Here is a 24,044-nt window from a genome sequence, read left to right as displayed (position 1 = left end):
GCCGCGCGGCGATCGTCGAGGGCGTCGAAGAGAAGATGCCACTGGGCATCGCCGACCGAATGGCCGGGATCTGCGCAGGTTTCGCACCGGACGCGTCGCTGATCGCATTCACCCGGCGGCACGATGTCATCCCGACGGGCCGCGGTCCGGTGGCGCCGCCGCTGAGCGGACTACACGAAGTGGAACCACTCCGAGCGCGCGGGATGCGCAGATCCCGGCCATTCGGTCGGCGATGCCCAGTGGCATCTTCTCTTCGACGCCCTCGACGATCGCCGCGTATTGGGCGGCGTATCCGGACACGAGCGCCGCACCGACCCAGTCGTCGAGCAACAGATTCAGCAGGCTGGCCCGCACTACTTCCTCAGGGAACAGTCGGCCGACCGTCGCCCGAAATCCCGCGCCGACACGACAGCCCAGCAAGGCGTCCAGACCGGCGGGCGCGGTGATGTCGTCGACGACTTGATCGGTGAGGTGCGCCCTCACTCGGACCTCGCCGAGGATCTCGACACGTCCGTCCTCGGCGCCGACCACGTCACGCGCCCGCAGGTCCGCCACGGAGCCGCGCACCCCATCCGGATGGGTGTCGATCGTGCTGGTGCGTCGCCGTACGCCCGCCAGCGACTGTGGCCCGCCGTCCACGAAGGGCCGCCGCGGGCCGAGGATGTCGTCGACGAACGGCATGGTGGCTCAGGGCTTCCAGTCAGTGGCGTCGGCCCATTCCCAGGCCTGCCGGTAGGCGTCACGGAACCACGGTTCTTTGGCGGTGATGTAGCGCACGATATCGCCATCGGCGCTCGCAGCGGCGTCCCGTTTGACCCGCGAATACTGCTCGCGCACATCGGCATTGGCCTCGAGCCAGTCGACGAAGAGCAGAGCGAATTGCTGATTGGGCCAGCCCGCCACGCGGATGTGTACGTTGGTCGGCCGCCCCGGATCCGCCGATGCATGAATCCGCTTGTGCCACAACGCGGCTTCGTTGCTGTGGTCGAATCCCGGCGCGGTGCTGCGGGCATCGTTCTTGGCGGCGTCTTGGGTGATGTGTTCCAGGCGCGGATAACCCACCGACAACAACGGTTCGGCGAGTTCGTCGGCGACCGCCAAGGATTCGACGGTGATCTGCACGTCGATGACGTCCTTGGCGGGCAGATCCGGCACGGCGGTCGAACCGATGTGGTCCACCCGGATCGCCCGGTGGCCGCTTGCCGTCTTCAGCCGGTTGACGATGCGGCGGGCCTGATCCGGCCAGGCCGGGTCGGGCGGCACCAACCGCGCCGCCGCCCGCGCGGCCTCGCGCCGACTCAGGTTGTGCGCGAACGGCAGTATCCGGTTGTTCCACACGTCGTGGGCCCGCTGCACCAGCTCGTCCGGGCTGCCGGAGTTGTCCACCCAGACGTCGGCGACGGCGCGGCGCTGCTCGTCACTGGCCTGCGCGGCGATCCTCGCGCGGGCGTCGGACTCGGGCATGCCGCGCTGGTCGACCAGCCGTCGCAGCCGCACCTCGACGTCGGCGTACACGATGACGACGAGTGGGAACAACGGCGCCATTCCCGATTCCACCAGCAGCGGAATGTCCTCGACCACAACCGAATCCGCGGGCACCGAGGCGATGATCTCGGCGCGTCGCTTGCCGACCAGCGGGTGGACGATGCCGTTCAGCCTTTGCCGCGCCTCGTCGTCGGCGAAGGCCTTGGCGGCCAACGCGGGACGATCCAGCGATCCGTCGGGTAGCAGGATGTCGTCACCGAATGCCTCGACCAGCGCCGCCAGGCCCTCGGTGCCCGGCTCGACCACCTCGCGCGCGATGACGTCGCCGTCGACGATGACCGCACCGCACTTCGCGAAGGTGGCCGACAGGGCCGACTTGCCGGCGCCGATGCCGCCGGTCAACCCGATGCGCAGCATGCCTGAACGCTGATCAGGCGTTGCCGGCGAGCTTCTCCCGCAGAGCGGCCAATTGGGCGTCGCTGGCCAGCGAGCCGCCGGCCGCCTTCTCCGACGGCGCGCCGTTGCCCGACGACTGCTCGGCACCGTGCCCGGCGGCCTCGGCCGCGGCGAACTTCTCCATCTGCGCGGTGTGCATCTTGTGCCGGCGCTCGGCCTCGGCGTAGCGGGCCTCCCACTCGGCGCGCTGCTTCTCGAAGCCCTCGAGCCATTCGTTGGTGTCGGCGTCGAAGCCCTCGGGGAAGATGTAATTGCCCTGCTCGTCATAGCTGTCGGCCATGCCGTACTTCGCCGGGTCGAACTCTTCGGTGTAGTCCTCGTTGGCCTGCTTGAGCGACAACGAGATCCGGCGCCGCTCCAGGTCGATGTCGATGACCTTGACCATGGCGTCGTCGCCGACGGCGACCACCTGGTCGGGCACCTCGACGTGGCGCTCGGCCAGCTCGGAGATGTGCACCAGGCCCTCGATGCCCTCCTCGACGCGGACGAACGCGCCGAACGGAACCAGCTTGGTGACCTTGCCGGGCACGATCTGGCCGATGGCGTGCGTGCGGGCGAAGTGCCGCCACGGGTCTTCCTGAGTGGCCTTGAGCGACAACGAAACCCGCTCGCGGTCCATGTCGACGTCGAGCACCTCGACGGTGACCTCATCGCCCACCTGGACGACCTCGGACGGGTGGTCGATGTGCTTCCAGGACAACTCGGAGACGTGCACCAGGCCGTCCACCCCGCCGAGGTCGACGAAGGCGCCGAAGTTGACGATGGAGGAGACGACACCCTTGCGGATGGCGCCCTTCTGCAGCTGGTTGAGGAACTCGCTGCGCACCTCCGACTGGGTCTGCTCCAGCCACGCCCGGCGCGAGAGCACCACGTTGTTGCGGTTCTTGTCCAGCTCGATGATCTTGGCCTCGATCTCCTTGCCGATGTACGGCTGCAGATCGCGGACCCGGCGCATCTCGACCAGCGACGCGGGCAGGAAGCCGCGCAGGCCGATGTCGAGGATCAGGCCACCCTTGACCACCTCGATGACGGTGCCCTTGACGGCCTCGTCCTTCTCCTTGAGCGCCTCGATGGTGCCCCAGGCGCGCTCGTATTGCGCGCGCTTCTTGGACAGGATCAGGCGGCCCTCTTTGTCCTCCTTGGTGAGGACCAGGGCCTCGACCTCGTCACCGACGGAAACGACCTCACTGGGGTCGACATCGTGCTTGATCGAGAGCTCGCGGGCGGGGATGACGCCCTCGGTCTTGTAGCCGATGTCGAGGAGCACCTCGTCCCGGTCCACTTTGACGATCGTCCCCTCGACGATGTCGCCATCGTTGAAGTACTTGATCGTTTTGTCTATTGCGGCAAGAAAGTCCTCGCTGGAACCGATGTCGTTGACGGCTACTTGGGGCGAGGTGACGGTGGGACTCGGCATGTGGTGGGTTGCTCCGGACAGGTTGGGTCGTAGGGACAAATCTGGGATTTACCTGTTTAGGCTACTCGACTGCGTACACGCTGGCCAAACCCGGGCGCCCCAGCCTGTGCGTTTCTGACCAGAACATGTCGTGTCGGCGAAATTCCGGGGCCGCGATTTCGCTAATGCGCGGCCGCGTCCCACGAGCGGCCGTAACCCACCGAAACCTCCAGGGGCACGTCGAGCGGATAGGCGCCGCCCATCTTCTCGCGGGCCAGGGCCTCGACCTTCTCCCGCTCGCCGGGCGCGATTTCGAACAGGAGTTCGTCGTGCACCTGCAGCAGCATGCGGGACTTCAGCCCGGCCTCTTTGATCGCCCTGTCGACCTCGATCATCGCCACCTTGATGATGTCTGCGGCGCTGCCCTGGATAGGGGCGTTCAGCGCGGCCCGCTCGGCGGCCTCCCGCACCTGGCGGTTGCTGCTGTCCAGCTCGGGCAGGTACCGGCGGCGGCCCAGCACCGTCGAGGTGTAACCGTCCTTGCGGGCCTGCTCCACGACGTTCATCAGATAGTCGCGCACGCCGCCGAACCGGGCGAAGTAGGCGTCCATCTGCTCCTTGGCCTCCTCGGTGGAGATCTTCAGCTGCTGCGACAGCCCATACGCGCTCAACCCGTAGGCAAGCCCGTACGACATCGCCTTGACCCGGCGGCGCAGCTCGGAGGTGACCTCCTCGATCGGCACCCCGAACGCCCGCGAGGCGACGAACGAATGCAGGTCCTCCCCCGTGTTGAAGGCCTCGATGAGGCCCTCGTCCCGCGAGAGGTGCGCCATGATCCGCATCTCGATCTGGCTGTAGTCGGCGGTCATCAGCTCGCTGTAGCCGTCGCCCACCACGAACGCGTCCCGGATCCGCCGGCCGGCTTCGGTGCGGATCGGAATGTTCTGCAGGTTCGGCTCGGTCGACGACAGCCGGCCCGTCGCCGCGATGGTCTGGTTGAACGTCGTGTGGATGCGCCCGTCGGAGGCCACCGAATTCAGCAACCCGTCCACCGTCACCTTCAGGCGGGTGGCGTCGCGGTGCGTCAGAAGGTGTTGCAGGAACGGGTGTCCGGTCTTGTCGAACAGTGACTGCAGGGCGTCGGCGTCGGTGGTGTAGCCCGTCTTGGTGCGCTTGGTCTTCGGCATCTCCAGCTCGTCGAAGAGCACCGCCTGTAACTGCTTCGGCGAACCCAGGTTGATCTGCTTGCCGATCACCGCGTAGGCCGCTTCGGCGGCGTCGCGGATCTGGTGGGCGAAATCGCTCTGCAGGTCGCCCAGCAGATCCAAATCGACTGCGATGCCGGTGTGTTCCATCCCGGCCAGCACCCGCTGCACCGGCAGTTCCATGCCGCCCAACAGCGACGTGGAGTTGATGCGGGCCAGCTCCTCGTCGAGCGCGTCGGCCAGGTCCAGCACCGCCACGGCCCGCAGGATCAGGGTCTGCACCGCCTGGTCGTCCGTCCCCTCGGGATCGTCGAGCAGCGAAAGCTGTTGCTGCTCAGCGGTTTCCGCGCGCAGCTCGCGACGCAGGTAGCGCAGGGACAGGTCCTCGAGGGAGAAGCTGCGCTGCCCGGGACGCACCAGGTAGGCGGCCAGCGCGGTATCGGAGGTCACGCCGGCCAGCGTCCAGCCCCGGCCGGCGAGGTCGTGCATCGCCAGCTTTGCCTCGTGCAGCGCCTTGGGCGGACCCGGATCGGCCAGCCAGGACGCCAGCGCCGCCTCGTCGTCGGGATCCAGGGCGGAGGTGTCGATGTAGCGGCCCTCGCCATCGGCGGACACGATGGCCAGCGCGGTGGCGTCGGCGTCGTAGGCCAAGTGGGTGCCGACGACCGCCAGGCCGAACCGCTTGCCCGAGCTGTGCTCGGCCAGCCACACGGCCAGCTCGCCGGGCTGCAGCGCCCCGCCGCGCACGTCGAATCCCGCGTCGACCTCGGGCTCGACGGCGGCCAGCGTGTCGAACAGCCGGTCGCGCAAGACCCGGAACTCCAAGTCGTCGAACAGGCGGTGAATCTGGTCGCGATCCCACGGCAGCATGCGCAGCGTGTCCGGGGTCTGCGCCAGCGGCACGTCCTTGACCAGGTCGGTGAGCTCGCGGTTGCGGATCACGCCGGCGAGGTTGGCCCGCAGCGCGTCGCCGACCTTGCCGCGCACCGATTCGACGTTGTCCACCAGCCCCTGCAGCGAGCCGTATTCGGCGATCCACTTGGACGCGGTCTTCTCCCCCACGCCCGGGATGCCGGGCAGGTTGTCGCTGGGATCGCCACGCAGGGCCGCGAAGTCCGGGTATTGCGTGGGGGTCAACCCGTATTTTTCGACGACCGCCTCCGGCGTGAACCGGGTGAGCTCGCTGACGCCCTTGCGCGGGTAGAGCACGGTCACGTCGTCGCTGACCAGCTGCAGGGAGTCCCGGTCGCCGGTGACCACCAGGACGCGGAAGCCCTCGTTCTCGGCCTGGGTGGCCAGCGTCGCGATCAGGTCGTCGGCCTCGAACCCGGGCTCGGCCAGCACGGTGATGCCCAGCGCGTTCAGCACTTCCTTGGTGATGTCGATCTGGCCGTGAAACTCGTCGGGCGTCGACGAGCGGTTCGCCTTGTATTCGGGGTACCGCTCGGAGCGGAACGTCTGACGGGACACGTCGAACGCCGCGGCGACGTGCGTGGGGGCCTCGTCGCGCAGCAGGTTGATCAGCATCGCCGTGAAGCCGTAGACCGCGTTGGTGGTCAGGCCGCCGCGGGTCTTGAAGTTCTCGGCGGGCAGCGCGTAGAACGCCCGAAACGCCAGCGAATTGCCGTCGAGCAACATCAGTGTCGGCTTGGTTTGTTCCTCGGTCTTCTGAGCGGGCGGAGCGGGCACGGCTATCACTCTAGGCACCCCGACCGACGAGCCAGGCGCTGCCGCAGAACTGCAACACGTTTCAGTTTTGTGTTGGGCCTGGGTAGTCTGGCCGAGTGTCAGAGGTCACCAGCCAAGAGCCCGCGATCGACGGATGGTTCGCCACCGACGAAGGCGGCCACCCGCACCTGATCGGCGGCAAATGCCCGGAGTGCGGCACCTACGTCTTCCCGCCCCGGGAGAACAACTGCCCCAACCCCGGCTGCGCCAGCGACACGCTGGAGGCCGTCGCGTTGTCGACGCGGGGCAAGTTGTGGAGCTACACGGAGAACCGGTATCCGCCGCCGCCGCCCTACCCCGCCCCGGATCCCTTCGAGCCCTTCGCCATTGCCGCCGTGGAGCTGGCTGAGGAAGGGCTGATCGTGCTGGGCAAGGTGGTCGAGGGCACGCTGGCCGCCGATTTGAAGGTCGGCATGGAGATGGAGCTGACCACGATGCCGCTGTTCACCGACGACGACGGCGTGCAGCGCATCGTGCACGCGTGGAGGATCGCCTCATGAGCCCTGAACCGCTCTACATCCTGGGCGCCGGCATGCACCCCTGGGGCAAGTGGGGCCGCGACTTCACCGAATACGGGGTCGTCGCCGCCAGGGCCGCGCTGGCCGAAGCCGGCCTGGACTGGCGGCAGATCCAGTTGGTCGCCGGCGCGGACACCATCCGCAACGGTTACCCGGGCTTCATCGCGGGGTCGACGTTCGCCCAGAAGCTCGGCTGGAACGGTGTCCCGGTCAGCTCGAGCTACGCCGCGTGCGCCAGCGGCTCGCAGGCACTGCAGAGTGCGCGCGCCCAGATCCTGGCCGGCTTCTGCGACGTCGCGCTGGTCATCGGCGCCGACACCACGCCCAAGGGCGCGTTCGCCCCGGTCGGCGGGGAACGCAAGAACGACCCGGACTGGCAGCGGTTCCACCTGATCGGCGCGATGAACCCGGTGTACTTTGCGCTGCTGGCCCGCCGGCGGATGGACCTCTACGGCGCGACGGCCGAGGACTTCGCCCAAGTGAAGGTCAAGAACTCCCGCCACGGCCTGCAGAACCCGAATGCCCGCTACCGCAAGGAGGCTTCGGCCGACGACGTGTTCGCCAGCCCGGTGGTGGCCGACCCGCTGCGGCAGCTCGACATCTGCGCCACCTCCGACGGCGCAGCGGCCCTGATCGTGGCCAGCGCCGAGTTCGCCCGCAAGCACCTCGGCTCGCTCGACGGCGTCCCTTCGGTACGCGCCGTCAGCACGGTCACCCCGCGTTACCCCCAACACCTACCCGAATTGCCCGACATCGCAACGGATTCCACCGCTGCCGTGCCCGCGCCGGACCGGGTGTTCAAGGATCAGATCCTCGATGCGGCCTACGCTGAGGCGGGCATCGGGCCCGAGGACGTCAGCCTGGCCGAGGTCTACGACCTGTCGACCGCGCTCGAGCTCGACTGGTACGAGCACCTCGGGCTCTGCCCCAAGGGTGAGGCCGAGGCGCTGTTGCGCAGCGGCGCCACGACGATCGGCGGCAAGGTCCCGGTCAACCCCTCGGGCGGCCTGGCCTGCTTCGGCGAGGCCATCCCCGCGCAGGCCATCGCCCAGGTCTGCGAGCTGACTTGGCAGCTGCGCGGTCAGGCGACCGGCCGGCAGGTGGAGAACGCGACGGTGGGCATCACCGCGAACCAGGGCCTGTTCGGCCACGGCTCCTCGGTGATCGTCGCGCGCTGACGGCGCATCGACGGCGAATGTGCAACGGCGGCGGCCTCATTCGGCATGTCGTCGCCCTGAGCGCACGCTCGACGGCCTGGCGCTAATCGTCGTCGGTGTCCAGCGTTTCCAGGACGACTTCGGCGACCCGCTTCATGGTGGTCCGCCGGTCCATCGCGGCGCGCTGAATCCACTTGAACGCCTCGGGCTCGGTCATGCCCTGCTTGGTCTGCAGTAGCCCCTTGGCGCGCTCGACGAGCTTGCGGGTCTCCAGCCGCTCGGACAGCGTCGCCACTTCGCGCTCCAGCTCACTGATTTCGGCGAAGCGGCTCACGGCCAGCTCGATGGCCGGAATCAGGTCGCTGATCGTGAAGGGCTTGACCAGGTAGGCCATCGCGCCGGCGTCGCGGGCGCGTTCGACCAAGTCCCGCTGGCTGAATGCGGTCAGGACCACGATCGGGGCGATGCGCTTGCTGGCGATCTCCGCCGCCGCGTCGATCCCGTCGCGGCGCGGCATCTTGACGTCCATGATCACCAGGTCGGGCCGATGGCGCTCGGCCAACTCGACGGCTTCCTGGCCGTCGCCGGCCTCCCCGACGATCTCGTAACCCTCCTCTCGCAGCATCTCGGCGAGGTCCAGTCGGATGAGCGCTTCGTCCTCGGCGATCAGGACCCGGCGCGGCACAGCGGCGTCGGTGTCGGTCGTGGGGCCTGTCATGACGGACATTGTGTCGTGAACGCCTCGAACCAGCGACCTCGGGGGCGGTGAGACGGGGCCCGGCACCAAATCCTTTATGGTGGGAGGCTGCCTCTAACGTATGAGGCCGGGTAAGCCCTCGTATCCCAACTGGCAGAGGAAACGGACTCAAAACCCGTCCAGTGTGGGTTCGAATCCCACCGAGGGCACCACGAACCGCAGGGCGGCGGGTGCCCCTGCGTGCGCCTCACGTCGTATGGCGTTGCCTGCCGCGGTCGCGCCGATCGTTCGCGGTCACCACGTGCAGCAGGCTCACCATCAGGGCGAGCGCGGTCACGACCACCGTGGTCATGACCGCCGCCCACACATCCACGGTGGGACGCCCCGTCCACGATTGGCCGCGATAACACTCCTCGAGCTGACCCGACTCGGGCGACACTTCCAAGCGCTGGTACTGCGGATCTCTGACCTGATGCAGGACACACGCCGCGGCCACGGGGCCGTCAGCGTCGTAGCGCCGCGCGGCGCGCGTTGGCCGGGCCGCGGCGACGTAGCCGGCGACAACCAACACCAGCAGCGCGCCAGCCAACATTCGGCGCAGCATCATGGCCTGACCCCTCCACCGTCCTATACCACGCACACGCCGTTGAGGGTTTCCCGGTGAGCATGGTCGTCACACCTCTCGTTGGCCCCGGGTCCGGCCATGCCTACGGACCGGCCGCCCGGGCGGCGCGCAGTCACCGGCCCGCAAGCGAGCGTCCCGCGCCTCGTGGCAAACCGCTCGGGGCCGATGTGGGCTTCTCCGATACCGATGTTGCGCCTCCGCGGCGGGCAGCAAGCCTCCGGCTTGGGAAACGCGCGAAATGCGTGCCAAAGGTATGGAATAAGGCCGAATTGAATACCGCGCACAATTTAGTGTGGACATTGCGTTCAACGGCGGCGCGGGGGCTCATGTTGAATTCATATTATTTTCGCTAACCGGCGGCTCACCCCGCCGAAACATAATTAACAACGGCCCCCATCGACCCCTCGCGTGGGCGCCGCTCAGCGACCTCGGGCGAGCCGGGCGCCGGTACGGAGTGGCCGCCGCGTTAGCGGCTGATGCACACCTGTTCCTCGGAGTGCACCACGTTGACCTGCATCGGATCATTCTGCATGGAGTCGGTGGCCACCCGCAACAGCGAGGCCGCGCCGCCGCACCCCACCCCGCATGCGGGAGTTGCCGCAGCGGTGCACGCAAGCATTAGCGCGATCCCAATCCTGCTGCGCAGACTTGCCATCCCGCACCCCCGCATTAGAGGAACATATGACCCACATCACAGCCCGACATATGTTTAATAACACGCCAGAAAATTTTGTAAAACCCTCCAGCCGGAAAATTCTTTTTACAATTTTTTTCCGGTCATGCTGACGCCACCCATCGGTCGGCACCCGGTGCGGCGCCGGAGCCCCAATTCGCCGGCCGACGGGCCGACAAACCCGAGCTCAGCGGGTTACAGTTTGAACGTGGCGGCTAAGAAGTGCGGTGCCCCACCGATGTCAGTTGGCGAGCCGAGACGCCCGGACTGCGTGGCTGCGGTGCGGGCGCAGACCCGCGACCGCAACCAGCACTACGTCGCCAGCGCCGCGCGCCGCGCCCGGATCTTGACCATCACCGCATGGCTGGCCGTCCTGGTGAGCGTGAGCTTCGTCCTGGTGCAGATCCTGGGCGGATCCTGGCTGTGGCAGGTGAGCTCGATCAACGTCCTCGGCGCCATGGTCTTCGCGATGGTCCCGTGGCTGCAGCGCTTCGGCGAACTCGTAGCCCCGCTCACGTTTTTGGGCGCGGCCTACGTGTCGGTCTTCGCCAGCTGCGTCGACGTCGGCACCGGGTCGGGCGCTCAGTTCTTCTTCCTGGTCGGCGCCTGCATCGTCGTGCTCCTGCTGGGAATCGAGCACATCGTCTTGGCGTCCGCACTGGCGGCCGTCGCCGCGGGCCTGATCATCGCCGTCGAGTTCCTGATCCCCCGCGACACCGGCTTGCAGCCCGCGTGGGCCCAGTCGGCCGGTTTCGTCATCACCGCGATCTCGAGCGTCGTGATGGTCGTCGTGACGGTGTGGTTCGCCCTGCGCGACACCGCCCGCGCCGAGGCCGTGATGGAGGCCCAGTACGAGCGCTCCGAAGCGCTGCTGGCCAACATGCTGCCGGCCAGCATCGCCGAGCGGCTCAAGGAGCCGGACCGCAGCGTCATCGCCGACAAGTACGACGTTGCCTCCGTCCTGTTCGCCGACATCGTCGGATTCACCGAACGGGCCAGTGCCACGGCCCCGGCCGACCTGGTGCGCTTCCTCGACCGCCTCTACGGCGCCTTCGACGCGCTGGTGGACAAGCACGGGCTCGAGAAGATCAAAGTCAGCGGGGACTCCTACATGGTGGTCAGCGGGGTGCCGCGCGCCCGCCCCGATCACGCGCAGGCGCTCGCGGACTTCGCCCTCGACATGGCCAATGCCGCCGCCGGACTGAAGGATCCGCACGGCAACGAGGTCCCGCTGCGGGTGGGCATGGCGTGCGGGCCCGTGGTCGCCGGCGTCGTGGGTTCTCGCCGCTTCTTTTATGACGTGTGGGGGGACGCCGTCAACGTCGCGTCTCGGATGGAGACCACCGACTCGGTCGGCCGAATTCAGGTGCCCGAAGCCATGTACGAGCGTCTCAAGGATGAGTTCGTCTTGCAGGAGCGCGGCCACATCGACGTCAAAGGCAAAGGCGTCATGCGCACCTGGTATCTGATCGGGCGCAAGGCGGCCGGCGAATCCGGCGAGGAAAACAGCGACCTGCTGGCCGCGGATTCGCGCACCGCCCACGTGTAGCCGAAGTGCCCTATACCCGGGGCGGCGTTTGTGTCACACTGCGGCCATGCAAACCACACCCGGACCTCCCCCTGCTCCAAGTCTGTTGCCGCATCTGTGGAAATCGGCCCTGTTATCGGGAATCCTGTCGCTGGCGCTCGGCGTGTTGGTGTTGGCGTGGCCGGGAAAGACGATCCTGGTCGCCGCGGTCGCCTTCGGAATCTATCTGTTGATCAGCGGCGCCGCCCAGGTGTTCTTCGCGTTCACCCTGCACGTCTCGGCGGGCAGCCGGATTCTGCTTTTCATCAGCGGCGCCGCGTCACTCATCTTGGCGCTGTTGGCTTTTCGCCATTTCGGTCAGGGTTACGCAATCCTGTTGCTGGCCATCTGGATTGGCATCGGATTCATCTTCCGCGGCGTCGGCACGACGGTTTCGGCCATTCAGGACCCGCTGCTTCCGGGGCGGGGATGGTCGATCTTCATCGGGGTGATCAGCCTGCTTGCGGGCATTGTCGTGCTGGCGTCGCCGCTCGAATCGATTGTCACGCTGGCGCTCGTGGTCGGGGTGTGGTTCGTCGTCATCGGCGTCTTCGAGATCGTCTCGTCCTTCGGCATCCGCAAGGCTTCCAAGACACTGACCTCATGACGGCGGCTCTCGCTAGCGCCGGCCCTGACCCTTCTACTACACTTCGTAGTAGCCGTGCCCACGGCTCCGCTGTTTCGGGAGATGACAGATGAATGTCGTCGATATTTCACGGTGGCAGTTCGGTATCACGACCGTCTACCACTTTATCTTCGTGCCGCTCACGATCGGCCTGGCGCCGCTGCTCGCTGTCATGCAGACGGTGTGGGTGGTCACCGACAACGTCGCGTGGTACCGCCTCACCAAGTTCTTCGGCAAGTTGTTCCTGATCAACTTCGCCATCGGCGTGGCGACGGGGATCGTCCAGGAGTTCCAATTCGGGATGAACTGGTCGGAGTATTCGCGGTTCGTCGGCGACATCTTCGGCGCGCCCCTGGCCATGGAGGGGTTGTTCGCGTTCTTCTTCGAGTCCACCTTCATCGGGTTGTGGATCTTCGGCTGGGGCCGCCTGCCGAGACTGGTCCATCTGGCCTGCATCTGGATCGTCGCGATCGGCGTCAACGTGTCCGCGTTCTTCATCATCGTGGCGAACTCGTTCATGCAACATCCGGTCGGCGCGCACTACAACCCGGCCACGCACCGGGCCGAGCTGGACAGCATCACCGCGCTGCTGGGCAATAACACTGCGCGGTGGGCGTTTACCCACACGGTGACCGGCTCGTTGCTGACCGCGGCGACGTTCGTCGCGGCCGTCGGCGCGTGGTTCCTGGTCCGGTCCCGCCGCCCGGAAACCGCCACCCCCGCCGCCGAATCGAACGCGCGCACCATGTTTCGGCCCGCGGTCATCCTGGGCTGCTGGGTCGTGCTGCTCGCCGCCGTCGGCCTGTTCTTCACTGGCGACCGCCAGGGCAAGCTGATGTTCGTTCAGCAACCGATGAAGATGGCGTCGGCGGAATCGTTGTGCGGCACCGAAACCGACCCGGACTTCTCGATCCTCACCGTCGGCACGCACAACAACTGCGACAGCGTCACCCGGGTGATCGAGGTTCCCTACGTGCTGCCGTTCCTCGCCGAGGGCCGGACCAGCGGCGTGACGTTGCAGGGCGTCCGCAATATCCAGCAGGACTTCGAACAGCGATTCGGCCCGAATGACTACCGGCCCAACCTGTTCGTCACCTACTGGTCGTTCCGCGCGATGATCGGTTTCCTGGCGGTGCCCATCCTGTTCGCGCTCGCGGCGCTGTGGCTCACCCGCGGCGGCCGGGTGCCCAACCAACGCTGGTTCTCCTGGCTGGCGCTGCTGACGATTCCCACGCCGTTCCTGGCGAACATCTCCGGGTGGGTGTTCACCGAAATGGGCCGGCAACCCTGGATCGTCGCCCCGAATCCGACCGGCGACCAACAGGTTCGGTTCACCGTCCACGAGGCCGTGTCCAACCATGTGCCCGGCATGGTCATCACGTCGCTGGTGACCTTCACCCTGGTCTATGCGGTGCTTGCGGTCATCTGGTTCTTCCTGCTCAAGCGCTACATCACCGAAGGGCCGCGGGAGCACGACGCCGAGCCGGCTCCCCCGCCGGCGCCCGGCGACGACGAGGTGGCCCCGCTTTCGTTCGCGTACTAGCCCTGGATCCAGGCACTCAGGAAGGGAGCTGACCGATGGGACTGCAGCAATTGTGGTTCGGCATAATCGGATTGCTGTTCCTCGGCTTCTTCGTTCTGGAGGGCTTCGACTTCGGCGTGGGCATGCTGATGGAACCGCTCGCGCGCGTCGGCATCGGTGAGCCCGAGCCGATCCGACGCACCGCGCTCAACACCATCGGCCCGATCTGGGACGGCAACGAGGTCTGGCTGATCGTCGGCGGCGCAGCGATGTTCGCCGCCTTCCCGGGCTGGTACGCCACGGTGTTCTCGACGCTGTACCTGCCGCTGCTGGCCATCCTGTTCGGCATGATTTTGCGGGCCGTGGCGATCGAATGGCGCGGCAAGATCGACGACACGAGGTGGCGGGGCTGGGCCGATTTCGGCATCGCGGCCGGATCCTGGCTGCCGGCGATCCTGTGGGGGGTGGCCTTCGCCATCCTGGTCCGCGGCCTGCCGGTGGACGCCGACGGCCAGGTCCACCTGTCGATCACGGACGTGCTGAACGCCTATACGCTGCTGGGCGGCTTGGCCACCGCCGGGCTGTTCCTGTTCTACGGCGCGGTGTTCATCTCACTGAAGACTTCCGGCGCCATCCGCGACGACGCCCACCGGCTGGCGGTGTGGCTGTCGCTTCCGGTGACCGGACTGGTTGCGGCGTTTGGGATCTGGACGCAACTCGCCCATGGCAAGGACTGGACCTGGCTGGTGCTCGCGGTGGCGGTGGTGGCGCAGCTGGCGGCGGTGCTGCTGGTGTGGCGGCGCCTGTCCGACGGCTGGGCGTTCGCCTGCACCGCGACGGTCGTCCTGTCGGTGGTGATCCTGCTGTTCGGCGTGCTCTACCCGAACCTGGTGCCCTCGACGCTGAACAAGCAGTGGAGCCTGACCATCTACAACGCCTCGTCGACGCCCTACACCCTCAAGGTCATGACGTGGGTGACGGCCTTCATGGCTCCGCTGACGGTGGTGTACCAGGCGTGGACGTATTGGGTGTTCCGGCAACGAATCTCGGCGGATCGGATCCCGCCGTCCATCGGCCTGGCGAGGCGGGTGTCCTGAGCGCGACCGACTCGCCACCCGGTTCGAGAGCGCGGGGCCCGTTGGACCCGCGGCTGTGGCGGGCATCGATCGCGTTGCGCCGCTACCTGACCGCGACCATCTGCTGCGGCGTGGTGATCTCCGGGTGCGCGATCGGCTCGGCGATCGTGCTGGCGAACGTCGTCGCCCGCGCCGTCGGCGATCACTCGGCGCGCGGCCTGCACGCCTGGATGGGACCGCTGTCGATTCTCGTGCTGCTGTGGACGCTTCGCACGCTGGCACAGTGGCTGCAGGCCCGGTTGGGCCAGCGCGGCGCCAGCGCGGTCATCGCCGACCTGTCCGGTCAGGTGCTGACGGCGGTGACCGCCCGGCAGCCCGGTGAACTCGCCGCCCAACGGGACGCCGCCGCCGTGGTGGTCACGCGGGGTCTCGACGGCCTGCGTCCCTACTTCACCGGATATCTGCCCACACTCGTGCTCGCCGGGATCCTGACCCCGGCGACCGTCGCCGTCGTCGCGCTGTACGACCTGAAATCGGCGGCGATCGTGGCGATCACCTTGCCGCTCATACCCGTATTCATGGTGCTGATCGGCCTGGCCACCGCCGTCTGGTCGGCGGCCGCCCTGGCCGCCATGACGACGCTGCAGGGGCGGCTGCTCGATCTCATCGCCGGCATCCCCACGCTGCGGGCGCTGGGCCGCGCCCGCGGCCCCGAACGGCGCATCGCCGAACTCGCTGCGGCGCATCGCCGCTCGGCCATGGCCACGCTCCGGATCGCCTTCTTGTCGGCACTGGTGCTGGAATTGCTGGCGACACTGGGCGTGGCGCTGATCGCGGTGGGGATCGGACTGCGGCTGGTGTTCGGTGAGATGACGTTGGCGACCGGCCTCACGGTGCTGTTGCTGGCGCCCGACGTCTACTGGCCGCTGCGCCGAATCGGTGTCGAATTCCATGCCGCCCAAGACGGCAGGACCGCCGCCGACAAGGCCTTCGCCCTCATCGGCGAGCCGACTCCCCCGCGGACCGGGGATCGGACCGTCACCGCCCGCGGGGCGGAGATCCGACTCGACGGGCTCAGCGTCGCGGGGCGCGACGGTCAGGCGCCGCGCGACCTCACCGCGCTCATCGAGCCGGGCGCGGTGACGGTATTGACCGGACGCAACGGCGCCGGCAAAAGCACGGCGCTGCAGGCGATCACCGGGATCACCGCACCGACGTCGGGCCGCGTGACGGTGGCCGGCATCGACGTCGCCGACCTGGAGCCGGCCGCATGGTGGCGGCAGTTGTCCTGGCTGCCGCAACGCCCGGCGCTCGTCCCGGGCACGGTGCGGGACAATCTGATGCTGTTCGGCGAGCTGGACGACCTGGAGACGGCGTGCGCGGCTTCGGGTTTCGATGCGGTGTTGGCCGACCTGCCGGAGGGGCTGGGTACCGTGCTGGGCCGCGGCGGCGTCGGCCTTTCGCTGGGGCAGCGGCAACGGCTCGGCCTCGCCCGGGCGCTCGGGTCGGCCGCGCCGGTGCTGTTGCTCGACGAGCCCACCGCGCACCTGGACGCCCGCGCCGAGCGACGCGTGCTGCGGGCCATCGTGGAGCGTGCCCGCGCCGGTGCGACCGTCGTGGTCGTCGGGCACCGCGAGCCGGTGCTGGCCATCGGTGACCGGGTGGTGGAGGTGGCCGCCGACAGTGGGGCGCGTTATGCCGCAGTCTGATCCGCTCCGGGCGGCCGCGCCGCTGCTGCGCCCGAGGCTCGCCCGCATCGTGGCGGCGATCGCGCTGGGCGTGCTGTCGCTGGGCAGCGCGCTGGCGCTGGCCGGTGTCTCGGCCTGGCTGATCACGCGGGCCTGGCAGATGCCGCCGGTGCTGGACCTCTCGGTCGCGGCCGTCGCGGTGCGCGCGTTCGCCATCTCGCGGGCCGTGTTGCACTACTGCGAGCGTTTGGTCACCCACGACGCCGCGCTGCGGGCCGCCGGCACCGCCCGGGCGCGGATCTACGATCGGCTGGCCCGCGGGCCCGCGGCGGCCGCGGTCCGACTGCACAGCGGCGAGCTGGTGGCACGCGTGGGCTCCGACGTCGACGAACTGGCCAACGTGCTGGTGCGTGCCGTGGTGCCGATCGGGGTCGCCGCAGTGCTGGGGCTGGCGGCGACCGCCGTGGTGGCGGCCATCTCGCCGCAGGCGGGGGCGGTCCTGGCGATCTGCCTGCTGCTTACCGGCTTCGTCGCGCCGCGGTTTGCGGCCAGGGCCGCGGCCCGGCAGGAAAGCGTTGCCCGGCAGCATCATTCCGAGCGGGACACCTCGGCGATGGTCGCCCTCGAGCACGCGCCCGAGCTTCGCGTGGCCGGCGTGCTCCCCCGCGTCATCGCCGAATCCCAACGCCGTCAACGGGCGTGGGGCGCCGCGCTCGATGCCGCGGCCAGGCCGGCCGCCTTCGCCGAGGCCGTGCCCACCGCCGCGATCGGGGTCAGCGTGCTCGGCGCCGTGGTGGCCGGCATCGGGTTGGCGCCGTCGGTCGCGCCCACCACCCTGGCCGTCCTGATGTTGTTGCCGCTCTCCGCCTTCGAGGCGATGACACCGTTGCCGGCCGCCGCGGTCCAGCTGACGCGGTCGCGCATCGCCGCGCGCCGGCTGCTCGACCTGACGGCGACCGATCACGCGCAACCCGAAAACCCCACGGCGGCGGCCCCGCCCGAGCCGACCGCAGTATTGTCGGCCGACATTCACTCCGGCCACACCGAGGCCACCCGCTCGAACCGCATCACGCTCGACCTGCCCCCGGGTGCCCGGCTGGCCGTTACCGGCGCCAGCGGCTCCGGCAAGACCACGCTGTTGATGACGCTCGCCGGGCTGCTCCCCCCGCTGCAGGGACGGGTGACGCTCGGCGGCACCGACCTCTTAGAGTTCGAGGAAGGGGAATTACGGCGCGCGGTCGGCTTTTTCGCTGAGGACGCGCACGTGTTCGCCACCACCGTCCGAGACAACCTGCTGGTCGCCCGGGGCGACTGCCGGGACGACGAACTGGCGGCCGCCCTGGATGCGGTCGGGCTTGGCGCGTGGCTCGCGGGTCTGCCCGACGGCCTGTCGACGGTGCTGACCGGTGGGGCGCAGGCGCTTTCGGGCGGTCAGCGCAGGCGGCTGCTGCTGGCGCGCGCCGTGCTCTCACCCGCCCGGATTCTGTTGCTCGACGAGCCCACCGAGCACCTGGACGCGGCCGACGCCCAATCGATCCTGCGTGACCTGCTCGGACCGGATTCTGAGCTGGTGGCCGCCGCCCGCACCGTGGTGGTGGCCACCCACCACCTACCCGACGGCATCGGGTGTGGCGAACTGCGCGTGGACGCCCTCAGAGATGTCGCCGGCGCGGCATGAACTCCAGCGACAGTAAGACGATCAACAGCGTGACGATCTGGGTCATCGACACCAGGGCGTAGCGCCGGGCGTCGAGCGCGTGGAACTTACGCACGTACCGGTAGAGCGACTCCAGCGCGATCAATGGGTCGAGGACGTGGATCAGCCGATAGAAAACGCGCTGGGCGCGGCTGCGGTTCTTCTCGTCGAAGATCTCCGGGAACGCCGCGAAGGCAAGAGAAAGCCGTTGTGCGCCAATCTCTTTGCCGGCCATGATCATGTCGATGCTGAGCCGCTCGTCGATGCCGTTGGGGGCCCCGCGCCTGCGCCACGGCACGTCGAGGGTGATGTCGCTGCCGCCGCCGGCCGTCGCATACCGGTGGAAGCCCTGCACGGTGCCCGAGGCGTCCCGGGCGAGGATCAGCTGGATGCCGGGGAAGCGTCCCTCCAGCACGCCGTCGAGGTTCATGTGGAACCCGCGTTCGGTGTGTGCCGCCTTGCTCGACGCCCGCACCACCTCGGTCAGCTCGGCCAGTTGCTCACTGGTGAGCTCCTGTTCAGAGACGATCTCGGTGGTGATGCCGCAGTTGTGCGAGCGCTTCACCGCCTGGCGCAGGTTGCGGAACTTGCGGCCCACCATGTCGAAAGTGGCTACGTCGACGACCACGTCGCGACCGATCGGCACGGCGCGCAACGACTGTCCGAGCAGCGCGGCGTCGCTCCACAATCCGAGCCTCCGCTCGCTGCAACCCACGACCGCGATCCGCCATCCATGGGCGTGGCACATGGCGGCGAAGTCGGCGACCAGTTCGGGGAATCGGGTCTCGTCGCCGATCGGGTCGCCGCCGACCACCGCGATGCCCAGGCGCGTCCGGTAGGCCAGCGCCGCGCCCCCGTCGGCGGTGAAGTGGTAGCTCTTGCCGGTCTGCATCGCGAACGGCGCCAGCGGGTCGTCTTTGGTGGCCTGGATCAACCCCCAGATCCGGGGCAGATCCCCGGGACGCGGGTGCGACGCCGTCGGCCACATCAGGATCACGCCGGAACCGGCGATCACCAGGTCGCCGAGCAGATCGAAGGACAGCACGTGCAGCCCCAGGCCGGCCAGCACGAACCCGGCGGCCGCGGCGGCGTGCAGGGCCGTCACGGGACGGCCCAGGAAGATGCCGCGCGCGATCCACGCCACCGCCACCAGCACCGTCAGCGACCAGGCCAGCCGATCCGTGTAGTGCCACGCGGGCTGGTGATGGTGGCGAACGAGGATCTCGGCCAACCAGCAGGTGGCACTCAACAGCGCCAGGGCCCCGATCAGCCGGGCGGCCCGCGAATCGACCGAGACGACCACGCGTTCCCGCCCGCGAGCCTTCGCTGAGGCGTCGACCAACGGCCCGCTCACACTCACCTCCCGATGCGCTGTCATTCCAGCTGGGCGGCTGTCTGCCGCCACTGCACCGAATACCCGGCTGCTATGAACTTACGCCCGGTCCGGGCCCTGACGGGCCCAAATCATGGCGATGTCCTGCGGGTATTCACCCGGTCTATCGGCGGGTGGGCGGAAAGTATTTCAGCACCCCTTCTTGCACCACCGTGGCGAGCAGCTGCCCGGAGCGGTCGAAGAAATGGCCGGTGCCGAGCCCGCGCGAATCCGCGGCCACCGGCGACGATGTCGCATACAACACCCAGTCGTCGAAGTTGACCTGCCGGTGAAACCACACCGAATGGTTGGCGGAGGCGGCGAAGATACGGTCGAACCCCCAGGACAGCCCATGCCTGGTGATCACCGAGTCCAGCACCGTGGTGTCCGAGGAGTACACCATGGTCGCGGTGTGCAGGACCGGGTCGTCCGGCAGTTTGCCGCCGGCCTTCATCCAGACCCGGTTGTGCGGCAGCCGATCGCCCTTCTGCCGCATCACCCACGCCGGGTCGTTGGTGTAGCGCCACTCGATCGGCTGCAGGGCGTTGACGAAGTGCGGAACGGTTTCCTCGTAGCCGCGCAGCAGCTCGCTGATCGGCGGCTGCGTTTCGGGCTCGCCGACCTGCGGCGGGTCCACACCGTGCTCGAGGCCCGGGCCGCCGGACATGTAGGAGATCATCGCGGAGGACAGCAGCACGCCGTCCTGCACGGCGTCCACGCGCCGATTGGCGAAGCGCCGCTCGTCGCGCAGCCGCGTGACGTGGAATTCGATGTCCTTGGCGGTGTCGCCCCCGTTGACGAAGTGCACGGACAGCGCGCTGGGCGGCAGGTCCCCCCGGACCAGGGTGCGGCTGCTCGCGACGAACGACTGGGCCATCAGCTGGCCCCCGAACGTGCGCATCGGGTTCTTGGTGGGATGAGACCCGACGAAACGGTCGTCGGCGACCCGGGTGAGGTCGAGGGTCGCAAGCAGTTCCTTGAAATCGGAATCGGTGCTGATCGCGGCCTCTCCTTGGCTCGATGGCCCGCCCGGACGGGCTAGCTTCATCGCCCGGCTTTTCCTCAGTCCGCTAGGCGGACCGCATCGTCGTCGGGCTGGCTTCATTGCCCGACTCCTCCTCAGTCCGCTAGGCGGACCGCATCGTCGTCGGGCTGGCTTCATTGCCCGACTCCTCCTCGGTCCGCTACGCGGACCGCATCGTCGTCGGGCTAGACGTCGTCCTCCCCGATGCGGTGCACATGGATGAGGTTTGTCGACCCTACTGTGCCAGGTGGCGCGCCGGCCACGATCACCACCAGGTCACCGCGCTTGTAGCGACCCAGTTCCAGCAGTGACTTGTCGACCTGACGGATCATGCCGTCGGTGGACGTCATCATCGGGACGATGAACGTCTCGGTGCCCCAGGTCATGGCGAGTTGGCTGCGGACCTCGGGCCACGCCGTGAACGCAAGCAGCGGCAGCGGGGTGTGCAGGCGCGCCAGCCGCTTGACGGTGTCGCCGGACTGGGTGAAGGCAACCAGCGCCTTGGCGTCCAGGCGCTCGCCGATGTCGCGGGCGGCGTAGGAGATCACCCCGCGCTTGGTGCGCGGCACGTGCGTCAGCGGCGGGGCGGCGGTGGAGTTGTCCTCGACGGCGCAGATGATCCGCGCCATGGTCCGCACGGCCGCCAGCGGGTACTTTCCCACCGACGTCTCGCCAGACAGCATCACCGCGTCGGCGCCGTCGAGCACGGCGTTGGCGACGTCGGAGGCCTCGGCGCGCGTCGGCCGGGAGTTCTCGATCATGGAGTCGAGCATCTGGGTCGCCACGATGACGGGTTTGGCGTTCTCCCGGGCCATCTGGATGGCCCGCTTCTGCACCAGCGGCACCTCTTCCAGCGGCAGCTCGACGCCGAGGTCACCGCGGGCCACCATGATGGCGTCGAAGGCCAGCACGATCGCTTCCAGATTGTCGACGGCTTCCGGCTTTTCCAGCTTGGCGATCACCGGCACCCGCCGCCCGACCCGGTCCATCACCTCGTGCACCAGCTCGACGTCGGACGGCGAGCGCACGAAGGACAGAGCGACAAGGTCCACACCGAGATCCAATGCGAACGTGAGATCCTCGATGTCCTTCTCCGACAAGGCCGGAGCGGTCACATTCATCCCCGGCAGTGACATGCCCTTGTTGTTGCTGACCGGGCCACCCTCGGTGACGGTGCAGATCACGTCGTCGCCATCGATGCCTGCAACGACCAGTCCGATGTTGCCGTCGTCGACCAGCACCCGGTCACCGACCGCGGCGTCCGCCGCCAGCCTCTTGTAGGTGGTCGACACGCGGTCGTGGGTGCCCTCGCAGTCCGCGACGGTGATGCACACGGTTTCGCCGTCGGCCCAATACGTGGACCCGGTGGCGAAACGGCCCAGCCGGATCTTCGGCCCCTGGAGGTCGGCGAGCACACCGACCGCGCGGCCGGTGGTGTCGGAAGCGGCCCGCACCCGCTCGTAGGCGGCCTTGTGGTCGGAGTAGTCGCCGTGGCTGAAGTTCAAGCGGGCGACGTCCATTCCCGCCTCGACCAGCGCCAGAATCAGCTCGTCCGAATTTGTCGCAGGGCCAAGGGTGCAGACGATCTTTCCGCGTCTACTCACGCCGACCCAGCATAGTCGCGTGGGCCCCCCACGGTCCGACTTAACGGGTTGTCGCGCCGCGAGCGGCTACCCACTCTGAATCGCCGGAAACAGCGGGAAGCCGGGCAGGTTACGCACCACCGTCCACGCGATGACGGCCAGCACCATGGTCAGCCAGGCCGCCGTCGACAGCGCGGCTTTGCCGCGGCCACGGCGAACCAGTAACCATCCGGCCAGCATCGGGATGCCGACCAGCAGGAAAACATTGTCGTTGACGGCGGCGGCCAGGTGGCCGTGCAACAGGTCGTGGGTCATCCGCAGGCCCCCGCAGAACGGGCAGTTCCACCCGGTGAGCCACTTGAAGGGGCATTGCGGATACAACGAATTCGTGTTGTGCGGGTCGACCAGCCCGACGTAGCCCAACGCGCCGCCGAGCAGTGCGGCGGTGCCGGCGGCGACGTAACGGCCCGGGCCGTGACGCCGTTCCACCGCTTGGCCGGCGGAATGCGGTTGCGTCACGTTCTCAGCATGCCAGACCGAGCCGGCCGCTAGCGGTTCGACGGCCGATTCCTTCGCAGCCTCCAGCGGCTGCGTGGCGTCGTGTACGGCTCGGCGGCCGAGGCCGGTTCGGCCGAGTCCTGTGCCGGCTTTGGCTCGGGTTCGGCGGCTTCGGGTTCCTCGGCTTCGGGCTCTTCGGCTTCGGGCTCTTCGGCTTCGGGCTCTTCGGCTTCGGGCTCTTCCGCCTCTTCGGCGTCTTCGGCTTCGGCCTCTTCGGCTTCGGCGTCTTCGGCTTCGGGCTCTTCCGCCTCTTCGGGTTCTTCTTCGTCGGCCTCTTCGGCCTTTTCGGCTTGGGGCTCTTCTTCGTCGACCTCTTCGGTTTCAGCCTCGGACTCTTCGGCTTCGGCTTCCCCGGGCTCCGCCGCCTCGGCACTGACCGTCTCGGCCTCCGCGGTTTCCGGCTCGTCGGCCTCGTCGGCTGCGTCGTCCTTGTCCGTTTCCGCGGCGTCGGCGGATTCGGTGCCCGCCGCGCCCGCCGCCGTCGACGACCCGGCGGCGACGGTCGCAAGCTCGTCCGCCGGCTCCTCTGCCACCGATTCCTCGGCCTCCTTGCCGCGCAGGCTCTCGGGGGCCTCCCGTCCCTTCGGCGCCACCATGATGTACACCACGGCCCCGATGAACACGAAAGTCGATGTGAACGAATTGATCCGGATGCCCGCGATATGGGTGGCGGTGTCGTCGCGGAGCAGCTCGACGCCGAACCGCCCGATGCAGTAGCTGGCCACATACAGCGCGAACAGTCGCCCGTGGCCCAGCGCGAATCGCCGGTCCGCGTAGATCAAGATGGCGAAAACCAGGACGTTCCAAATCAATTCGTACAGAAAGGTCGGCTGCACGACGAGTGCCACCTGACCCGTCGAGACACCGTCCAGCGAATGCGGGTCGACGTATCCCGATGGGTCGCGGCGGTAGAAGATCTCCAGACCCCACGGCAGGGTGGTTTCGCGGCCGTAGAGCTCCTGGTTGAAATAGTTGCCCAGCCGGCCGATGGCCTGCGCCAGGACGAGTCCCGGGGCCACCGCGTCGGCGAAGGCGGGCAGCGGAATGCCGTGCCGCCGGCACCCGATCCACCCGCCCACACAGCCGAGCGCCACCGCGCCCCAGATGCCCAGCCCGCCGCAGGGTGTCTGGCACGTTGGGCCCCTGCCCATTCGCGCGTACGCGCTGTTCATCATCACCGGGATCGTGGTGGCGCTGTTGATCGGCGACCGCCGCTGGGAGGCCCGCGGCGGACAGCGCGGCGTCATCTATGACATCGCGTTGTGGGTGGTGCCGTTCGGGCTGGTGGGCGGGCGCCGATCAACAGCGCCACCACGATCCCGGTGATGATGAACAGCGCGTACGCGCGAATGGGCAGGGGCCCAACGTGCCAGACACCCTGCGGCGGGCTGGG

The 24,044-nt window shown here is 68.3% G+C and carries 20 protein-coding genes, 1 tRNA gene and 1 pseudogene; 10 read left to right on the top strand and 12 right to left on the bottom strand.

The window, feature by feature from the left end; genetic code table 11:
* Positions 1-126 precede the first annotated feature (126 nt).
* The 4 genes from A5704_RS05355 to polA form a co-directional block, all read right to left on the bottom strand.
* A complete protein-coding gene (locus tag A5704_RS05355) occupies positions 127-681 on the bottom strand; it encodes a hypothetical protein (RefSeq protein ID WP_197508451.1) in 555 nt (184 codons plus the stop codon).
* Positions 682-687: 6 nt separating this feature from the next.
* A complete protein-coding gene (gene coaE / locus A5704_RS05350) occupies positions 688-1,902 on the bottom strand; it encodes a dephospho-CoA kinase (RefSeq protein ID WP_067887738.1) in 1,215 nt (404 codons plus the stop codon).
* Between the two features lie 13 nt (positions 1,903-1,915).
* Positions 1,916-3,358 (bottom strand): 30S ribosomal protein S1, encoded by a 1,443-nt coding sequence (gene rpsA / locus A5704_RS05345; protein WP_067752406.1) that lies wholly within the window; start codon positions 3,356-3,358, stop codon positions 1,916-1,918.
* Positions 3,359-3,519: 161 nt separating this feature from the next.
* A complete protein-coding gene (gene polA / locus A5704_RS05340; RefSeq protein WP_197504959.1) occupies positions 3,520-6,180 on the bottom strand; it encodes a DNA polymerase I in 2,661 nt (886 codons plus the stop codon).
* 146 nt (positions 6,181-6,326) lie between these two features.
* Here polA and A5704_RS05335 point away from each other — a divergent pair, with 146 nt between their 5' ends.
* Together A5704_RS05335 and A5704_RS05330 are read left to right on the top strand one after the other, a co-directional pair.
* Entirely contained in the window at positions 6,327-6,770 is a 444-nt protein-coding gene (locus A5704_RS05335; protein ID WP_067887736.1) for a Zn-ribbon domain-containing OB-fold protein, read from the top strand.
* Positions 6,767-7,966, top strand: a complete 1,200-nt coding sequence (locus tag A5704_RS05330; RefSeq protein WP_067752413.1) for a lipid-transfer protein — start codon at positions 6,767-6,769, stop codon at positions 7,964-7,966. The genes A5704_RS05335 and A5704_RS05330 overlap by 4 nt, the downstream gene beginning before the upstream one ends.
* Positions 7,967-8,048: 82 nt before the next feature.
* Here the strand turns inward: A5704_RS05330 and A5704_RS05325 are convergent, their stop codons facing one another.
* Complete coding sequence (locus A5704_RS05325; protein ID WP_156737613.1) at positions 8,049-8,663, bottom strand: ANTAR domain-containing response regulator; 615 nt, start codon at positions 8,661-8,663, stop codon at positions 8,049-8,051.
* A gap of 114 nt (positions 8,664-8,777) precedes the next feature.
* On the opposite strand from A5704_RS05325, the gene A5704_RS05320 reads away from it, so the two are divergent.
* Positions 8,778-8,854: transfer RNA gene (locus A5704_RS05320), tRNA-Leu, on the top strand.
* 35 nt (positions 8,855-8,889) lie between these two features.
* Here the strand turns inward: A5704_RS05320 and A5704_RS05315 are convergent.
* A complete protein-coding gene (locus A5704_RS05315) occupies positions 8,890-9,234 on the bottom strand; it encodes a hypothetical protein (protein WP_156737612.1) in 345 nt (114 codons plus the stop codon).
* Positions 9,235-9,733: 499 nt separating this feature from the next.
* Positions 9,734-9,886, bottom strand: a complete 153-nt coding sequence (locus A5704_RS28215; protein ID WP_156670042.1) for a hypothetical protein — start codon at positions 9,884-9,886, stop codon at positions 9,734-9,736.
* Between the two features lie 262 nt (positions 9,887-10,148).
* On the opposite strand from A5704_RS28215, the gene A5704_RS05310 reads away from it, so the two are divergent.
* The 6 genes and pseudogenes from A5704_RS05310 to cydC all read left to right on the top strand — a co-directional run bounded on the left by A5704_RS05310 (position 10,149) and on the right by cydC (position 18,158).
* A complete protein-coding gene (locus A5704_RS05310) occupies positions 10,149-11,489 on the top strand; it encodes an adenylate/guanylate cyclase domain-containing protein (protein ID WP_067887728.1) in 1,341 nt (446 codons plus the stop codon).
* Positions 11,490-11,517: 28 nt separating this feature from the next.
* Complete coding sequence (locus A5704_RS05305) at positions 11,518-12,114, top strand: HdeD family acid-resistance protein (RefSeq protein WP_156670043.1); 597 nt, start codon at positions 11,518-11,520, stop codon at positions 12,112-12,114.
* A gap of 88 nt (positions 12,115-12,202) precedes the next feature.
* The gene (locus A5704_RS05300; protein ID WP_067752419.1) at positions 12,203-13,675 is read left to right on the top strand and encodes a cytochrome ubiquinol oxidase subunit I; all 1,473 of its coding nucleotides are present in this window, start codon (positions 12,203-12,205) and stop codon (positions 13,673-13,675) included.
* Between the two features lie 35 nt (positions 13,676-13,710).
* Positions 13,711-14,751, top strand: a complete 1,041-nt coding sequence (gene cydB / locus A5704_RS05295; protein ID WP_067887725.1) for a cytochrome d ubiquinol oxidase subunit II — start codon at positions 13,711-13,713, stop codon at positions 14,749-14,751.
* Between the two features lie 74 nt (positions 14,752-14,825).
* Positions 14,826-16,439 (top strand): thiol reductant ABC exporter subunit CydD, encoded by a 1,614-nt coding sequence (cydD, locus tag A5704_RS05290; protein WP_067887740.1) that lies wholly within the window; start codon positions 14,826-14,828, stop codon positions 16,437-16,439.
* Positions 16,426-18,158 (top strand): annotated as a pseudogene (cydC, locus tag A5704_RS05285) (thiol reductant ABC exporter subunit CydC). Before cydD ends, cydC begins: the two are co-directional and overlap by 14 nt.
* Here the strand turns inward: cydC and A5704_RS05280 are convergent.
* The 5 genes from A5704_RS05280 to A5704_RS05260 all read right to left on the bottom strand — a co-directional run bounded on the left by A5704_RS05280 (position 18,071) and on the right by A5704_RS05260 (position 23,730).
* Positions 18,071-19,468 carry a bifunctional lysylphosphatidylglycerol flippase/synthetase MprF gene (locus A5704_RS05280; protein ID WP_067887742.1) on the bottom strand — a complete coding sequence of 466 codons (1,398 nt, stop codon included), beginning with the start codon at positions 19,466-19,468 and terminating at the stop codon, positions 18,071-18,073. The pseudogene cydC and the gene A5704_RS05280 sit on opposite strands and share 88 nt — an antisense overlap.
* A gap of 142 nt (positions 19,469-19,610) precedes the next feature.
* Positions 19,611-20,534 carry an acyl-CoA thioesterase II gene (locus A5704_RS05275; RefSeq protein ID WP_067752432.1) on the bottom strand — a complete coding sequence of 308 codons (924 nt, stop codon included), beginning with the start codon at positions 20,532-20,534 and terminating at the stop codon, positions 19,611-19,613.
* Between the two features lie 161 nt (positions 20,535-20,695).
* Positions 20,696-22,114, bottom strand: a complete 1,419-nt coding sequence (gene pyk, locus A5704_RS05270) for a pyruvate kinase (RefSeq protein ID WP_067752435.1) — start codon at positions 22,112-22,114, stop codon at positions 20,696-20,698.
* A 66-nt stretch (positions 22,115-22,180) separates the two neighbouring features.
* Positions 22,181-22,612 (bottom strand): DUF2752 domain-containing protein, encoded by a 432-nt coding sequence (locus A5704_RS05265; RefSeq protein ID WP_067752438.1) that lies wholly within the window; start codon positions 22,610-22,612, stop codon positions 22,181-22,183.
* A 29-nt stretch (positions 22,613-22,641) separates the two neighbouring features.
* Positions 22,642-23,730, bottom strand: coding sequence for a prolipoprotein diacylglyceryl transferase family protein (locus A5704_RS05260; RefSeq protein ID WP_369828423.1), 1,089 nt, complete (start codon positions 23,728-23,730; stop codon positions 22,642-22,644).
* 25 nt (positions 23,731-23,755) lie between these two features.
* Here A5704_RS05260 and A5704_RS05255 point away from each other — a divergent pair, with 25 nt between their 5' ends.
* Positions 23,756-23,977 (top strand): prolipoprotein diacylglyceryl transferase family protein, encoded by a 222-nt coding sequence (locus A5704_RS05255; protein WP_067887719.1) that lies wholly within the window; start codon positions 23,756-23,758, stop codon positions 23,975-23,977.
* The last annotated feature ends 67 nt before the right edge of the window (positions 23,978-24,044 follow it).

The sequence above is a fragment of the Mycobacterium sp. E735 genome, from assembly GCF_001666955.1.
In the GTDB taxonomy this organism is placed as follows: Bacteria; Actinomycetota; Actinomycetes; order Mycobacteriales; family Mycobacteriaceae; genus Mycobacterium.
Note: the sequence above shows the minus strand (reverse complement) of the source record. Positions and strands in the feature narration are given on the sequence as shown.

Coding starts and splice junctions, on each gene's coding strand:
- A5704_RS05255 (WP_067887719.1), top strand. CDS start 23,756: ATGCCCAGCCCGCCGCAGGGTGTCTGGCACGTTGGGCCCCTGCCCATT.
- A5704_RS28215 (WP_156670042.1), bottom strand. CDS start 9,886: ATGCTTGCGTGCACCGCTGCGGCAACTCCCGCATGCGGGGTGGGGTGC.
- A5704_RS05275 (WP_067752432.1), bottom strand. CDS start 20,534: ATGAAGCTAGCCCGTCCGGGCGGGCCATCGAGCCAAGGAGAGGCCGCG.
- A5704_RS05315 (WP_156737612.1), bottom strand. CDS start 9,234: ATGTTGGCTGGCGCGCTGCTGGTGTTGGTTGTCGCCGGCTACGTCGCC.
- A5704_RS05355 (WP_197508451.1), bottom strand. CDS start 681: ATGCCGTTCGTCGACGACATCCTCGGCCCGCGGCGGCCCTTCGTGGAC.
- cydB (WP_067887725.1), top strand. CDS start 13,711: ATGGGACTGCAGCAATTGTGGTTCGGCATAATCGGATTGCTGTTCCTC.
- A5704_RS05325 (WP_156737613.1), bottom strand. CDS start 8,663: ATGACAGGCCCCACGACCGACACCGACGCCGCTGTGCCGCGCCGGGTC.
- rpsA (WP_067752406.1), bottom strand. CDS start 3,358: ATGCCGAGTCCCACCGTCACCTCGCCCCAAGTAGCCGTCAACGACATC.
- coaE (WP_067887738.1), bottom strand. CDS start 1,902: ATGCTGCGCATCGGGTTGACCGGCGGCATCGGCGCCGGCAAGTCGGCC.
- A5704_RS05300 (WP_067752419.1), top strand. CDS start 12,203: ATGAATGTCGTCGATATTTCACGGTGGCAGTTCGGTATCACGACCGTC.
- polA (WP_197504959.1), bottom strand. CDS start 6,180: ATGTTGCTCGACGGCAATTCGCTGGCGTTTCGGGCGTTCTACGCGCTG.
- A5704_RS05330 (WP_067752413.1), top strand. CDS start 6,767: ATGAGCCCTGAACCGCTCTACATCCTGGGCGCCGGCATGCACCCCTGG.